This window comes from Pseudomonas sp. Q11 (assembly GCF_024494355.1).
In the GTDB taxonomy this organism is placed as follows: domain Bacteria; phylum Pseudomonadota; class Gammaproteobacteria; order Pseudomonadales; family Pseudomonadaceae; genus Aquipseudomonas; species Aquipseudomonas hefeiensis.
Map to the genome: position 1 here is coordinate 15,721 of NZ_JAKNQY010000005.1, position 13,495 is coordinate 29,215.

Genomic DNA, 13,495 nt, shown 5'->3' on the forward strand with positions numbered 1-13,495 from the left:
AACGTCATGAGTGATGAGCAAGTCCTACTGCCCCAGCCCAGCAAGGAGGCGCGTCAATGGGCGATGTTCTGTCACTTGTCTGCCTTGTTGGGCATCTGGATTCCGTTCGGTACGCTGATCGGCCCGCTGGTGCTCTGGCAACTCAAGCGCGAGACTGACCCGTTCATCGATGCCCAAGGCAAGGAAGCGCTCAACTTCCAGATCACTGTGGCAATTGCCTCTGCGATCAGCCTGCTATTGATGATTGTGGTGATCGGCTTCTTCCTGTTCGGGCTGGTGGCTATCGGTGCGCTGGTGCTGACCATCATCGGTGGCGTGAAGGCCAATGAAGGGCAGCCGTATCGCTATCCGTTTACCTGGCGGCTGGTCAAATAATGATCGATGAGTATTCCGCTGTGGGAGCGAGCCTGCTCGCGATAGCTGTGTGTCAGTCAACATCAATGTTGAATGCAACTGCGCCATCGCGAGCAGGCTCGCTCCCACAGTAGAAAGAGTTGTCCACAAAAAAACCGACATCGCTGTCGGTTTTTTTGTGGCTGCGAAACGACACTCAGATTGTCAGCGTCCAGTCGTAATCCACGATCAGCGGCGCGTGCTGCGAGAACCGCGGCTGGCGTGGCAGGCGGGCGCTACGTACAAAACGGCGCAGGCCAGGCGTCAGCAACTGGTAGTCGAAACGCCAGCCGAGGTTGAGCATCTCGGCCTGTTCGTTATCCGGCCACCAGCTGTATTGGTCGCCTTCACGACTGACTTCCCGCAGGGCGTCAACATAGCCCATGTTGCCGACAATCTCGTCCATCCAGGCCCGTTCCGGCGCCAGGAAGCCCGGGGATTGCTGGCTGTCGCGCCAGTTCTTGATATCCAGCTTCTGTTGCGCCACGTACAGCGAGCCACAATAAATGTACTCGCGACGTTTGCGCCGCTGTTTATCCAGATAACGGGCGAAATCGTCCATCAACTTGAATTTCTGATTCAAATCTTCATCGCCGTTCTGCCCCGAAGGGAGCAGTAAGGTCGCGATGCTGACCTTGTCGAAATCGGCTTGCAGGTAGCGCCCGTAGCGGTCCGCCGTCTCGAAACCGAGACCGTTGATGACAGCCTTCGGTTGCAGCCGCGAGTACAAAGCCACGCCACCCTGGGCGGGGACTTCGGCATCGCAGGCATAAAGGAAGTAACCATCCAGTTGGAAGGCTGCATCGTCCAGTTCAAAGGCGGAGGCGCGGGTGTCCTGCAGGCAGATGACGTCGGCATTCTGTGCTTGCAGCCAACTGAGCAACCCACGCTCCACTGCAGCCTGAATACCATTGACGTTCACACTGATGATCCGCATAAATGGCCCCAAAAATCACGTGCGTGTATGATACACGGCGTGTACCTATTTAGCTAAATCCGCGGTATTTGGGGCTTTTTTCATGCAGGCGTATCAGCGCGATTTCATTCGTTTTGCCATCGATCGCGGCGTTTTGCGCTTCGGTGAGTTCACCCTCAAGTCCGGGCGCACGAGTCCGTATTTCTTCAATGCCGGCCTGTTCAACACCGGTATCGCCCTGGCGCAATTGGGCCGTTTCTACGCGGCGGCCATCGTCGAGAGCGGCATTCCGTTCGACGTGCTGTTTGGCCCGGCCTACAAAGGCATCCCTCTGGCCGCCACCACCGCCGTCGCCCTGGCCGAACACCACGGCCGCGACCTGCCCTGGTGCTTCAACCGCAAGGAAGCCAAGGCCCATGGCGAAGGGGGCAGCCTGGTGGGCGCGCCGCTGACCGGTGAAGTGCTGATCATCGACGATGTGATCACCGCCGGCACCGCCATTCGTGAAGTGATGCAGATCATCAGTTCCCAGGAAGGCGCCAAGGCCGCCGGTGTGCTGATCGCCCTGAACCGTCAGGAGCGCGGCAACGGTGAGTTGTCGGCGATCCAGGAAGTGGAGCGCGATTTCGGCATCCCGGTGATCAGCATTGTGTCGCTGAACCAGGTGCTGGAGTTTTTGGCCGACGACCCGCAGCTCAAGCAGCATTTGCCGGCGGTTGAGGCTTATCGGGCGCAGTTCGGCGTCTGAAATGGCTCCTGATTTTGATCTTGTGGCGAGGGAGCTTGCTCCCGCTGGGCCGCGCAGCGGCCCCAACATGTTGGCGATCGCTGCGCAATCGAGCGGGAGCAAGCTCCCTCGCCACAAAAACATCATCTGAAAAGTGGTGTAAAAAAAGACCCCGCTCAGTCTGGCTGAGCGGGGTCTTTTTTATGGGTGTCGCTTACGGACGCTTGCGATTGCTGATCAACGTACCCACGCCGGTATCGGTGAAGATTTCCAGCAAAATCGCATTCGGTACGCGGCCGTCGATGATCAAGGAGCTGCCAACGCCGCCCTGGACCGCTTCCAGTGCGCAGCGGATCTTCGGCAGCATGCCGCCGTAGATGGTGCCGTCGGCGATCAGTTCATCGACCTGTTGAGTCGACAATCCGGTCAGGACCTTGCCGGTCTTGTCCATCAGGCCGGCGATGTTGGTCAGCAGCATCAGCTTTTCGGCTTTCAGTGCTTCGGCAACCTTGCCCGCCACCAGGTCGGCGTTGATGTTGTACGACTCACCGTTGGCACCGACGCCGATGGGCGCGATTACCGGGATGAAGTCGCCCTTGACCAGCAGGTTCAGCAAGTCGGTGTTGATCCCGACCACTTCGCCCACATGGCCGATGTCGATGATTTCCGGCTGGGTCATCTCCGGCGTCTGGCGGGTGACGGTGAGTTTTTTCGCCCGGATCAGCTCGGCGTCTTTACCTGTCAGGCCGATGGCGCTGCCGCCATGACGGTTGATCAGGTTGACGATGTCCTTGTTGACCTGGCCGCCGAGGACCATTTCCACCACATCCATGGTCTGCGAGTCGGTGACGCGCATGCCGTCGATGAAGTGGCTCTCGATCGACAGGCGCTTGAGCAGGTCACCGATCTGTGGGCCGCCACCGTGAACGACCACCGGGTTGATGCCCACGGCCTTCATCAGCACGATGTCGCGGGCGAAGCCGGTTTTCAGCTCCTCGCTCTCCATCGCGTTGCCGCCGTATTTGATCACCAGGGTCTTGCCGACATAGCGTCGGATATAAGGCAACGCTTCGGACAGGACCTTGGCGGTATTGGCGGCGGCTTCGCGTTCGAGGGTCATTCAGGGCTCCGGTGGTGCTTCAAAAATCAGAACGGTAGTTGAAGATCGGGTGCAACACGTTTGAGTTGGGTGTGGAACACATCCTTGATGCGCTGCAGTTCGGCTTCGTTGTCGGCTTCGAAACGCAGCACCAGCACCGGCGTGGTGTTGGACGCGCGAACCAGGCCCCAGCCTTGGGGATAGTCGACCCGCACACCGTCGATGGTGGTCAGTTCGGCCCCTTCGCCCCATTGAGCGTCGTGCAGTGCATCAATGATGCTGAATTTGCTCTCTTCGGTCACATGGATATTGATTTCCGGCGTAGAAATATCGTTCGGGAAGGTCGCGAAGAGCTCTTCGGCCGTGGATTTCTCTTTGCTGAGGATCTCCAGCAGGCGCGCGGCGCTGTAGATGCCGTCGTCGAAACCGAACCAGCGCTCCTTGAAGAAGATGTGACCGCTCATCTCGCCGGCCAGCAGGGCGCCGCTTTGCTTCATTTTCTTCTTGATCAACGAATGGCCGGTTTTCCACATGAGTGGGCGACCGCCGTATTCCTTGATCAGCGGCACCAGGCGGCGGGTGCATTTAACGTCGAAAATGATCTCCGCGTTCGGGTTGCGCGCCACCACGTCGCGAGCGAACAGCATCAGCAGGCGGTCCGGGAACACGACGCTGCCGGTGTTGGTGACTACGCCCACGCGGTCGCCATCGCCGTCGAAGGCCAGGCCCAGGTCGGCGTTGGTTTCCTCGACCTTGGCGATCAGGTCTTGCAGGTTTTCCAGCTTGCCCGGGTCCGGGTGATGGTTGGGGAAGTTGCCGTCCACTTCGCAGAACAGCGGGATGACTTCGCAGTTCAGGGCTTCAATCAGTTGTGGGGCGATCACGCCGGCCGCGCCGTTGCCGCAATCAACCACCACTTTCAGCCGACGGGCAAGCTTCACGTCCTTGACGATTTCATCGTTGTAGCGCTCGAGGATATCCACCTTGGTGACGCTGCCTTGGCCGCTGCTCAGGTCATTGGTCTTGAGGCGGGTGTGCAGGGCCTGGATCTGCTCGTTGGCGAGGGTGTCGCCGGCGATGACGATCTTGAAGCCGTTGTAGTTCGACGGGTTGTGACTGCCGGTGAGCATCACACCGGATTTACCGGCCAGAACGTTGGCGGCGTAGTACAGCGCTGGCGTCGGCACCAGGCCCACGTCGCTGACATGGCACCCGCTGTCGGCAACCCCTTTGATCAATTGTTCAACCAGCTCGGGGCCGGACAAGCGGCCATCGCGACCGACGCACACGTTCGGTTCACCTTGGGCCAGGCTCTGGGAGCCGATGGCGCGGCCGATCCAATAGGCGGTTTCGGCGGTGAGGGTTTCCGGTACCACGCCACGGATGTCGTAGGCGCGGAAGATGCTGTCAGGAAAGATCGGGGCGATTGCGGCTGGGGTGTTCATGGGCGGGGCGCTCTATCAGGAAAATGACTGGAGAGGCCGACGGTTCGCGTCGGCAGGCTCAAACTGAAGGGTATGACGGCGTTTTTGACAGAGAGTTCGTGGTGGGAAAGTGCCATGAGACAGCGTTACCTCGACCTCCATCGCCTAATACGTTGATTCCGGGCGGGAAACCTTGCAGCGAGCCTGGGCGCATTTTTCGTCCTGAAACAGAAGCTTAATAAACGGGCCGGGAAGGGCGCCCGGCCTGAAGCAGCAGATCAGTGACTGCCGGAATGTCCGAAGCCGCCAGCGCCGCGCTGGCTCTCGTCGAACTCTTCTACCAGTTCGAAGTGGGCCTGGACCACCGGTACCAGCATCAGTTGGGCGATGCGCTCGCCCACGGCGATATTGAATGTCGTATGACCGCGGTTCCAGCACGACACCATCAGTTCGCCCTGGTAATCGGAATCGATCAGGCCCACCAGGTTGCCCAGCACGATGCCATGCTTATGGCCCAGGCCCGAGCGCGGCAGAATCAGGGCGGCCAGGCCCGGGTCGCCGATATACACCGACAGGCCGGTTGGGATCAGCAAGGTCTGGCCCGGCTCCAGGAGCGTGTCCTGCTTGAGCATCGCCCGCAGGTCGAGGCCGGCGGAGCCCGGTGTGGCGTAGTGCGGCAGCGGGAATTCGGTGCCGATGCGAGGGTCGAGGATCTTGGCTTGTAGAGCGTGCATGTCAATTAAACCTGGTTCAGCCGTTCGGCGATAAAAGTGATCAGCTGGCGGGCAATCTTGCTCTTGCTGGTCTGGGCGAAAAGTGTGGCGTGCAACTGGCGGTCGATCACGCTGCAGGCGTTTTCTTCGCTGTTGAAACCGATGCTCGGGTTGGCGACGTCGTTGGCGACTATCAGGTCCAGGTTCTTGTCCTTGAGCTTACGCGCGGCGTAATCGAGCAGGTGCTCGGTTTCGGCGGCGAAGCCGACACTGAACGGGCGGTCGGGACGGGTAGCAATGGTAGCGAGGATGTCCGGGTTACGCACCATTTGTAGTAGCAGACCGTCGCCGCTTGTAGGGTCTTTCTTCAATTTTTGCGGGGCGACGACTTCGGGGCGGTAGTCCGCCACCGCCGCCGAGGCGATGAACAGGTCGCACGGGATGGCCGCTTCGCAGGCCGCCAGCATGTCCCGGGCGCTGACCACGTCGATGCGGGTCACCCGATCAGGGGTTGGCAAATGCACGGGGCCGGTGATCAGCGTGACCCGGGCACCGGCTTCCACGGCGGCTTCGGCCAGGGCGAAGCCCATTTTCCCGGAGCTGTGGTTGGTGATGTAGCGCACCGGGTCGATGTTTTCCTGGGTCGGTCCGGCGGTGATCAGCACATGCTTGCCGGTCAGGGCCTGGCGTTGGAAACAGTCGGCGGCGCACTGGGCCAGGTCATTGGCTTCGAGCATGCGACCCATGCCGACATCGCCGCAGGCCTGGCTGCCGGAAGCCGGGCCAAAGATTTTCAGGTCGCGACTTTGGAGCAGTTGCAGGTTGGCCTGGGTGGCCGGATCGCGCCACATGGCCTGGTTCATGGCCGGCGCGATGGCAACCACGGCGTCGGTGGCGAGCACCAGGGTGGTCAGCAAATCATCGGCGATGCCTTGGGCCAAGCGGGCGATCAGGTCGGCCGTGGCCGGGGCGATCAGCACCAGGTCGGCCCACTTGGCCAGTTCGATATGACCCATGGCGGCTTCAGCCGCCGGGTCGAGCAGATCCAGGTGGACCGGGTGCCCGGACAGGGCCTGCATGGTCAGCGGGGTGATGAATTCACTGCCGCCACGGGTCATGACGACCCGCACTTCCGCGCCCTGGTCGATAAGCCTGCGGACCAGCTCGGCGCTCTTGTAGGCGGCAATGCCGCCGCCGACGCCCAGAACGATGCGTTTCCGATACAGCCGCTGCATAGGCCTGCCTTTCGATTTCAGTGGTCAGTGCAGGGCGAACCCCGGGGCAGCAGCCTGCCTGGGTGCAAATCGCCTGCAAAAAAGATGGGCTACGATATCACAGCGACCGCTACGGAACAGCGGCGCCCACAATCAGGGAGATGCTATGAGTATTCGCGATTGGCCGGTGGCCGAGCGGCCAAGGGAGAGGTTGCTGGCGTTAGGGGCGGGAAGTCTTTCGGACGCCGAATTGCTGGCGATTTTTTTACGGACCGGGGTGTCCGGCAAAAGCGCGGTAGATCTGGCGCGACAACTGTTGATTCAATTTGGCAGCCTGCGCGCGCTGCTTGAAGCGGATCAGATCACGTTCAGCAATCACATGGGGCTCGGGCCGGCGAAGTTTGCCCAACTGCAGGCGGCTCAGGAAATGAGTCGGCGGCATTTGGCTGAACAGGTGCGGGAAAAGACATCGCTGGAAAGCCCATTCGCGGTTCGTGAGTATTTGAAGTCCATGCTGCGCCACGAACCCCACGAGGTGTTCGGTTGCCTGTTTCTTAATTCCAAGCATCAGGTACTGACCTTCGAGGCGCTGTTTCGCGGTTCTATCGACAGCGCCAGTGTCCATCCCCGGCAGGTGGTCAAGAGGGCCCTGGCCCACAACGCCGCTGCGCTGATCCTGTGCCACAACCACCCTTCCGGCAACACCGAGCCCAGCCAGGCCGACCGGGTGCTCACTGAGCGGCTTCAGGAGGCCCTGGAGCTGATCGACGTGCGGGTGCTCGACCATTTCATCGTCGGCGACGGGGAGCCGTTGTCGATGGCGGAGTGTGGGTGGATGTGAAGTAGCGGGAAGCTATCAGCTTCAAGCTTCAAGCTTCAAGCTTCAAGCTTCAAGCTAGAGCGGTTTGCTCTTGACTTGCGCTTGAAGCTTGAAGCTTACGGCTTGAAGCTTATCTTCGAATAATCCTGGCGCCCAAACGGACTCACCGCATAACCCTGCACATCCTTGCGGGTGAGCGCGAACGCGGTCGGGTGCGCCAGGGGTAGCCACAGGGCCTGTTGCTGGATTTGTGCCTGGGCCTGTTCGTAGAGCTTGGTGCGCACGCCTTGTTCGCTCGTGGTCTTGCCGGCGCTGATCACTTTATCCAGGTCCGGGTTGCAGTAACGGGCGAAGTTGGTGCCGGACTTGACCGCCGCGCAGGAAAACTGCGGCGTGAGGAAGTTGTCCGGGTCACCGTTGTCGCCGGCCCAGCCCATGAACAGCAAATCATGTTCGCCGGCTTTGGCGCGACGGATCAGTTCGCCCCATTCGATCACCCGGATCTCGGCCTGAATGCCGATTTGCGCCAGGTCGGCCTGCAACAGTTGCGCGCCCAGGCTGGGGTTGGGGTTCAGCAGGCTGCCGGAAGGGCGGGTCCAGATGGTGGTCTGAAAGCCTTCCTTCAAACCTGCCCTGGCCAGAAGGTCACGGGCCTTGGCAGGGTCATAGGCGTAGCCGGGCAAGTTTTTGGCATAGCTCCAGGTGTTCGGTGGGTAGGGGCCCTTGGCCGCTTCGGCGGTACCTTCGAAGACCGCCTTGAGGTAGCTGGCCTTGTCGAAGGCCAGGTTGACGGCTTGTCGAACCTCGGGCTTGTCGAAGGGCGGATGCTGGCTGTTGATCGCCACGAATGCGGTCATGAAAGCGTCGGTCTGCGCCACTTTCAACGTAGGCTCCTGCTTGGCGGCCTGTACGTCCTGCGGCTTGGGTGACAGAGCGATCTGGCATTCGTTGCGCCGCAGTTTTTGCAGGCGCACATTCGCGTCTGGCGTGATGGCGAAGATCAGTGGATCCACTTGAGGCTTGCCGTCGAAATAGTCGCGGTTGGCTTTGTAGCGAATCGAAGCGTCTTTCTGGAACCGACTGAAAATGAACGGGCCGGTGCCGATGGGCTGGTTGTTGAGCACTTCTGGTGTGCCGGCTTTCATCAATTGGTCGGCGTATTCAGCCGAATAGATGGAGGCAAAGCCCATGCTCAAGGTGGCCAGGAAGGTCGAGTCCGCGTGATCGAGGATGAAGCGCACAGTCAGCGGATCCAGCGCGTCGATTTTCTTGATCAGCGTCGGTAGCTGCATGGACTGGGCGTGGGGGAAACCGCTCTGCGCGACCTTGTGCCAGGGATTCGCCGGGTCAAGCATGCGCTCGAAGCTGAACTTCACGTCCTCGGCGGTCAGATCGCGGCGCGGTGTGAAGTACTCGGTACGGTGGAATTTGACCTGGGGGCGCAGCTTGAACACATAGGTCAGTCCATCGGACGAGACTTCCCAGCTCTCGGCGAGACTGGGGATGACCTTGCCGCTGGCGGTGTCGAAATCCACCAGGCGATTCATCAGCACGTCGGCGGACGCATTGGTGGTGGTCAGCGAGTTGTATTGAACGACATCGAACCCTTCCGGGCTGGCCTCGGTACAAACGCTCAGGGCGGCTGCCTGAGCCAGCGGGCTGATCAGCAGAGGGGCGAGCAACAGTGGGAGGGCAGCGAGGCGCATGGTCGGTTTCCTGTGCAAGTCGAAGGCCCATCTGCATGTGCAGTCTGGAAAAGACCTACCCTAGTGGCCTCGTTGGAAAATGACTATCCCCTTTTTGCATTTTCCGGCACCCTGCGCCGCAGTATTAGCGGCTCAAGCTCGGCATCGGTTAAAAAAACCGGCCGGCAGCGACGAGCGGTCAAAGGCGGCGCCAGCCTGTGCCCCAGCCGTTCGGGGGCGTTGCTCGGCGCTTTCCAACGAAGACAAATCACACCGGCTGTTGTTGCGCTGTGGTCTTTCTGGTATAAAGCAGCGCTCTTTTCTAGGGGCCCGGTTCCTTCACTGTAGGTGTAGCCGGTAAGACCCTTAAAGAAACGCGGCGCCTGGCGCCAAATGACTGAGAGATTAAGCGGCCAACCCATGCCGGGTTGGGCATGTGGTTTTAGAGGGCTGAGGCATGTCGAGAGTCTGTCAAGTTACCGGTAAGGGTCCGGTGACTGGGAATAATATTTCCCACGCAAACAACAAAACCCGTCGTCGTTTCCTGCCGAACCTGCAGCATCACCGCTTCTGGGTTGAAGAAGAGAAACGTTTTGTGCGTCTGCGCGTATCTGCCAAAGGCATGCGTATCATCGACAAGCGTGGCATCAGTGTCGTGCTCGCCGAACTTCGCCGCGATGGCAAGATTTAAGGGAGCTAATCATGCGTGAATTGATTCGTTTGATCTCGAGCGCCGGTACTGGTCACTTCTACACTACCGACAAGAACAAGCGTACTACCCCGGACAAAATCGAGATCAAGAAATATGATCCGGTTGTTCGCAAGCACGTGATCTACAAGGAAGGCAAAATCAAGTAATTGATTTTTCCCTACTTACGAAAAAGGCCCGTATCGCGAGATACGGGCCTTTTTTGTTGCCGGATTTTGTTGCCGGTCGGGGCCTCATCGCGAGCAGGCTCGCTCCCACATTGCAGCTGTGTAATGCCTGAGTTTTAGGCAAACACAACTCCCTGTGGGAGCGAGCCTGCTCGCGATGAGGCCAGATCTAACGATGCAAATCCTCAAGCCTTCTGTTCAAACACCACATAAATCTTGCGACACGGCTCCAACACTTCCCAAGTGCCCTTGAACCCCGCCGGGATCACGAAACGGTCGCCGGCCCGCAGGGTCTTGGCATTGCCCTCGCTGTCGCGCAGCACGGAAACGCCCTGGACGATTTCGCAGTACTCATGTTCGGTGTAGTTCACAGTCCACTGGCCGACTGCACCTTCCCACACACCTGCATTCATTTGCCCGCAAGGGCTGTTGTAGTGATTGAACACCGCTTGCTCGGGGTCGCCCTTGAGCACTTTGGCCGGGTCCGGGCGATAGCGTTCGGCGGTGGTATTGGCCTGGCTGAAATCGACGATGTCCTGGATGCTCATACGGTAATTCCCCCGGTAATGACGGCGCGAATGGCTGGAAGAGCCAAAGTCTATGTTTATTAAAACGAACATCGCAAGGCCGTTTGCCAGCGTTGTGTCAAATATATTGAAACATTACCAGCCGCTGGTTTAGGGTGGCGGGTGCCCCGCGCCGAAAACAGCGCCGAAAACAGGCTGGCAGGGCAGAATTCTTGGAGCGCTACGCCTAGCGTGGCGTTCGTACTCAATAAGAGGAGGACACTCGCATGACCACCCTGACTCGTGCCGACTGGGAACAACGCGCCCGCGACCTGACCATCGAAGGCCGTGCCTTCATCAACGGCGAATACACCGATGCGGTGTCTGGCGAAACCTTTGAATGCCTCAGCCCGGTGGACGGCCGTGTGCTGGGCAAGATCGCCAGTTGCGATGTCGCCGACGCCCAGCGCGCCGTCGAAAACGCCCGCGCGACCTTCAATTCCGGCGTCTGGTCGCGCCTGGCGCCGAGCAAGCGCAAAGCGACGATGATTCGTTTCGCCGGTCTGCTCAAGCAGAACGCCGAAGAGCTGGCCCTGCTCGAAACCCTGGACATGGGCAAGCCGATCAGCGACTCCCTGAACATCGACGTCCCCGGTGCAGCTCAAGCGCTCAGTTGGAGCGGTGAAGCCATCGACAAGATCTACGACGAGGTGGCCGCGACCCCGCACGATCAGTTGGGCCTGGTGACCCGTGAACCGGTGGGCGTCGTCGGCGCTATCGTGCCGTGGAACTTCCCGCTGATGATGGCCTGCTGGAAACTCGGCCCGGCGCTGTCCACCGGTAACTCGGTGGTGCTCAAACCGTCGGAAAAATCCCCGCTGACGGCCATCCGCATTGCTGCGCTGGCTGTCGAGGCCGGTATTCCCAAAGGCGTGCTCAACGTCCTGCCTGGCTACGGTCATACCGTCGGCAAGGCCCTGGCCTTGCACATGGACGTTGATACCCTGGTGTTCACCGGCTCCACCAAAATCGCCAAGCAATTGATGGTTTACTCTGGCGAATCCAACATGAAGCGTGTCTGGCTGGAAGCTGGCGGCAAGAGCCCGAACATCGTCTTTGCCGATGCCCCGGACCTGCAAGCCGCCGCCGAATCCGCCGCCAGCGCTATCGCCTTCAACCAGGGCGAAGTCTGCACCGCCGGCTCGCGGCTGTTGGTGGAGCGTTCCATCAAGGACACCTTCCTGCCACTGGTGATTGAGGCCCTCAAGGGCTGGAAACCTGGCAACCCCCTGGATCCGGCCACCAATGTCGGCGCTCTGGTGGATACCCAGCAGATGAACACCGTGCTGTCCTACATCGAGGCCGGTCACAGCGACGGCGCCAAGCTGGTGGCCGGCGGCAAGCGGATCCTCGAAGAAACCGGCGGTACCTATGTCGAACCGACGATTTTCGACGGTGTGAGCAACGCCATGAAAATCGCCCAGGAAGAGATTTTCGGTCCGGTGTTGTCGGTCATCGCTTTCGACACCGCCGAAGAGGCCATCCAGATCGCCAACGACACGCCGTACGGCCTGGCCGCGGCGGTATGGACCAAGGACATTTCCAAGGCTCACCTGACTGCCAAGGCGTTGCGTGCTGGCAGTGTATGGGTCAACCAGTATGACGGCGGCGACATGACCGCACCGTTCGGCGGCTTCAAGCAGTCGGGTAACGGCCGCGACAAGTCGCTGCATGCGTTCGACAAGTACACCGAACTGAAGGCGACCTGGATCAAGCTCTGACAGGGACGGCCCCGGATCCTGTTCGGGGCTGCATGCAGCGCTGGTCCCCTGTGGGAGCGAGCCTGCTCGCGATAGCGGTGTGACAGTCGACGACTCTGTTGAATGTTGCTCCGCTATCGCGAGCAGGCTCGCTCCCACAGTGTTTTGTGGTGATGCCTGAAAATCGATAACCATCCACAGGAGCGTGGAAATGCGTTGGGCGACCTATTTCGCCGTGTTGGCGTCTGTCCTGAGTGTCGGCCTTGCCCTGGGCGTGAGCATGCCGCTGGTGTCGCTGCGTCTGGAAGGCTGGGGTTATGGTTCGTTTGCCATCGGAGTGATGGCCGCCATGCCGGCCGTTGGGGTGCTGGTCGGGGCCAAGGTGTCGAGCCGGCTCGCGGCGTGTTTTGGCACGGCGGCGTTGATGCGCTTGTGCCTATGGGGTGGGGCGCTATCCATCGGGTTGCTGGCGCTGTTGCCCAGCTATCCGGTCTGGTTGGCGCTGCGGCTGATGATTGGCGTAGTCCTGACCCTGGTGTTCATTCTTGGCGAAAGCTGGATCAACCAACTGGTGATCGAACAATGGCGCGGACGGTTGGTGGCGCTGTACGGCAGCAGCTACGCCCTGAGTCAGTTGTCTGGCCCTTTGCTGCTGGGCGCGCTGGGGACTGATCACGATTACGGCTTCTGGGTGGGTGTCGGTCTGCTGCTGGTCTCGCCATTGCTGTTGCTGGGACGTAGCGGCGCACCCACCAGTGAAGCCTGCGGCGTCACTTTCAAGGATCTATGGGCGTTTTGTCGGGGGTTGCCGGCAATCGCCTGGGCGGTGTCCTTGTTCGCGGCGTTCGAGGCAATGATCCTGACCTTGCTGCCGGTTTACTGTTTGCGTCAGGGCTTCAGCGCCGACATCGCGCTGGCGATGGTCAGTACTGTAGTGGTCGGTGATGCGTTGTTGCAGTTGCCCATTGGCGCCCTTGCTGACCGCCTGTCACGCCGGTCGCTGTTCACGGGCTGCGCAGTGGCGCTGATGTTGTCGAGCCTGGCGGTTCCACTGCTGATCGATACCTTGCTGATCTGGCCACTGTGGGTGCTGTTTGGCGCCAGCGCGGGCGGGTTGTTCACCTTGTCACTGATTCTGATCGGCGAGCGTTATCGCGACGATGCACTGGTGCGGGCCAACGCCCATATTGCGCAGTTGTGGGGGATCGGTTGCCTGATTGGTCCGCTGGCGGCGGGGGCGGGCAGTCAGTGGGTCAGTGGGCATGCGCTGCCCTTGTTCATGGCGGCGGGGGCGTTCGGGTTGGTGATTCTGTTGTTGCGCCAAGGAGCGTTTGGCGCCACGCAACCTGCCTGAACCAAGTG

General features: G+C 60.3%; 13 protein-coding genes and 1 pseudogene. 7 read left to right on the forward strand and 7 right to left on the reverse strand.

Annotation, left to right across the window (positions count from 1 at the left end):
* Positions 1-6: 6 nt before the first annotated feature.
* Positions 7-375: a DUF4870 domain-containing protein gene (locus MA884_RS07210; protein ID WP_256229756.1), complete on the forward strand. Its 369-nt coding sequence runs from the start codon at positions 7-9 to the stop codon at positions 373-375.
* Between the two features lie 175 nt (positions 376-550).
* Here MA884_RS07210 and MA884_RS07215 read toward each other — a convergent pair whose 3' ends face one another.
* Positions 551-1,330, reverse strand: a complete 780-nt coding sequence (locus MA884_RS07215; RefSeq protein ID WP_003177265.1) for an exodeoxyribonuclease III — start codon at positions 1,328-1,330, stop codon at positions 551-553.
* Positions 1,331-1,412: 82 nt separating this feature from the next.
* Here MA884_RS07215 and pyrE point away from each other — a divergent pair, with 82 nt between their 5' ends.
* Entirely contained in the window at positions 1,413-2,057 is a 645-nt protein-coding gene (pyrE, locus tag MA884_RS07220) for an orotate phosphoribosyltransferase (RefSeq protein WP_256229757.1), read from the forward strand.
* A 193-nt stretch (positions 2,058-2,250) separates the two neighbouring features.
* On the opposite strand, the gene argB is transcribed toward pyrE, so the two are convergent.
* The 4 genes and pseudogenes from argB to coaBC form a co-directional block, all read right to left on the reverse strand.
* On the reverse strand, positions 2,251-3,156 hold the full coding sequence (gene argB, locus MA884_RS07225; protein ID WP_092394989.1) for an acetylglutamate kinase: 906 nt from the start codon (positions 3,154-3,156) through the stop codon (positions 2,251-2,253).
* 26 nt (positions 3,157-3,182) lie between these two features.
* A pseudogene (locus MA884_RS07230) lies at positions 3,183-4,586 on the reverse strand (phosphomannomutase/phosphoglucomutase); the annotation flags it as partial.
* A gap of 251 nt (positions 4,587-4,837) precedes the next feature.
* Complete coding sequence (gene dut, locus MA884_RS07235) at positions 4,838-5,293, reverse strand: dUTP diphosphatase (protein ID WP_256229759.1); 456 nt, start codon at positions 5,291-5,293, stop codon at positions 4,838-4,840.
* Between the two features lie 5 nt (positions 5,294-5,298).
* Positions 5,299-6,507, reverse strand: a complete 1,209-nt coding sequence (gene coaBC / locus MA884_RS07240; protein ID WP_256229761.1) for a bifunctional phosphopantothenoylcysteine decarboxylase/phosphopantothenate--cysteine ligase CoaBC — start codon at positions 6,505-6,507, stop codon at positions 5,299-5,301.
* 145 nt (positions 6,508-6,652) lie between these two features.
* Between coaBC and radC the strand changes: the two genes are divergently transcribed.
* Positions 6,653-7,327 (forward strand): DNA repair protein RadC, encoded by a 675-nt coding sequence (gene radC, locus MA884_RS07245; protein ID WP_256229762.1) that lies wholly within the window; start codon positions 6,653-6,655, stop codon positions 7,325-7,327.
* 95 nt (positions 7,328-7,422) lie between these two features.
* On the opposite strand, the gene MA884_RS07250 is transcribed toward radC, so the two are convergent.
* Positions 7,423-9,012: an ABC transporter substrate-binding protein gene (locus tag MA884_RS07250; protein WP_256229763.1), complete on the reverse strand. Its 1,590-nt coding sequence runs from the start codon at positions 9,010-9,012 to the stop codon at positions 7,423-7,425.
* 436 nt (positions 9,013-9,448) lie between these two features.
* Here MA884_RS07250 and rpmB point away from each other — a divergent pair, with 436 nt between their 5' ends.
* Together rpmB and rpmG are read left to right on the forward strand one after the other, a co-directional pair.
* Complete coding sequence (gene rpmB, locus MA884_RS07255; RefSeq protein WP_003229474.1) at positions 9,449-9,682, forward strand: 50S ribosomal protein L28; 234 nt, start codon at positions 9,449-9,451, stop codon at positions 9,680-9,682.
* 11 nt (positions 9,683-9,693) lie between these two features.
* Positions 9,694-9,849 (forward strand): 50S ribosomal protein L33, encoded by a 156-nt coding sequence (gene rpmG / locus MA884_RS07260; RefSeq protein ID WP_003177274.1) that lies wholly within the window; start codon positions 9,694-9,696, stop codon positions 9,847-9,849.
* Between the two features lie 203 nt (positions 9,850-10,052).
* Here the strand turns inward: rpmG and MA884_RS07265 are convergent, their stop codons facing one another.
* On the reverse strand, positions 10,053-10,415 hold the full coding sequence (locus tag MA884_RS07265) for a cupin domain-containing protein (protein ID WP_256229764.1): 363 nt from the start codon (positions 10,413-10,415) through the stop codon (positions 10,053-10,055).
* 245 nt (positions 10,416-10,660) lie between these two features.
* On the opposite strand from MA884_RS07265, the gene MA884_RS07270 reads away from it, so the two are divergent.
* Together MA884_RS07270 and MA884_RS07275 are read left to right on the forward strand one after the other, a co-directional pair.
* Positions 10,661-12,154, forward strand: coding sequence for an aldehyde dehydrogenase (locus MA884_RS07270; RefSeq protein WP_256229765.1), 1,494 nt, complete (start codon positions 10,661-10,663; stop codon positions 12,152-12,154).
* 190 nt (positions 12,155-12,344) lie between these two features.
* The gene (locus MA884_RS07275; protein ID WP_256229766.1) at positions 12,345-13,487 is read left to right on the forward strand and encodes an MFS transporter; all 1,143 of its coding nucleotides are present in this window, start codon (positions 12,345-12,347) and stop codon (positions 13,485-13,487) included.
* Positions 13,488-13,495: the final 8 nt, after the last annotated feature.

Excerpts from the sequence above, each read along its gene's own strand:
- MA884_RS07270 (WP_256229765.1), top strand. The coding sequence starts at position 10,661 with ATGACCACCCTGACTCGTGCCGACTGGGAACAACGCGCCCGCGACCTG.
- dut (WP_256229759.1), bottom strand. The coding sequence starts at position 5,293 with ATGCACGCTCTACAAGCCAAGATCCTCGACCCTCGCATCGGCACCGAA.
- MA884_RS07215 (WP_003177265.1), bottom strand. The coding sequence starts at position 1,330 with ATGCGGATCATCAGTGTGAACGTCAATGGTATTCAGGCTGCAGTGGAG.
- MA884_RS07275 (WP_256229766.1), top strand. The coding sequence starts at position 12,345 with ATGCGTTGGGCGACCTATTTCGCCGTGTTGGCGTCTGTCCTGAGTGTC.
- rpmB (WP_003229474.1), top strand. The coding sequence starts at position 9,449 with ATGTCGAGAGTCTGTCAAGTTACCGGTAAGGGTCCGGTGACTGGGAAT.
- argB (WP_092394989.1), bottom strand. The coding sequence starts at position 3,156 with ATGACCCTCGAACGCGAAGCCGCCGCCAATACCGCCAAGGTCCTGTCC.
- MA884_RS07265 (WP_256229764.1), bottom strand. The coding sequence starts at position 10,415 with ATGAGCATCCAGGACATCGTCGATTTCAGCCAGGCCAATACCACCGCC.
- MA884_RS07250 (WP_256229763.1), bottom strand. The coding sequence starts at position 9,012 with ATGCGCCTCGCTGCCCTCCCACTGTTGCTCGCCCCTCTGCTGATCAGC.
- pyrE (WP_256229757.1), top strand. The coding sequence starts at position 1,413 with ATGCAGGCGTATCAGCGCGATTTCATTCGTTTTGCCATCGATCGCGGC.
- coaBC (WP_256229761.1), bottom strand. The coding sequence starts at position 6,507 with ATGCAGCGGCTGTATCGGAAACGCATCGTTCTGGGCGTCGGCGGCGGC.
- radC (WP_256229762.1), top strand. The coding sequence starts at position 6,653 with ATGAGTATTCGCGATTGGCCGGTGGCCGAGCGGCCAAGGGAGAGGTTG.
- rpmG (WP_003177274.1), top strand. The coding sequence starts at position 9,694 with ATGCGTGAATTGATTCGTTTGATCTCGAGCGCCGGTACTGGTCACTTC.
- MA884_RS07210 (WP_256229756.1), top strand. The coding sequence starts at position 7 with ATGAGTGATGAGCAAGTCCTACTGCCCCAGCCCAGCAAGGAGGCGCGT.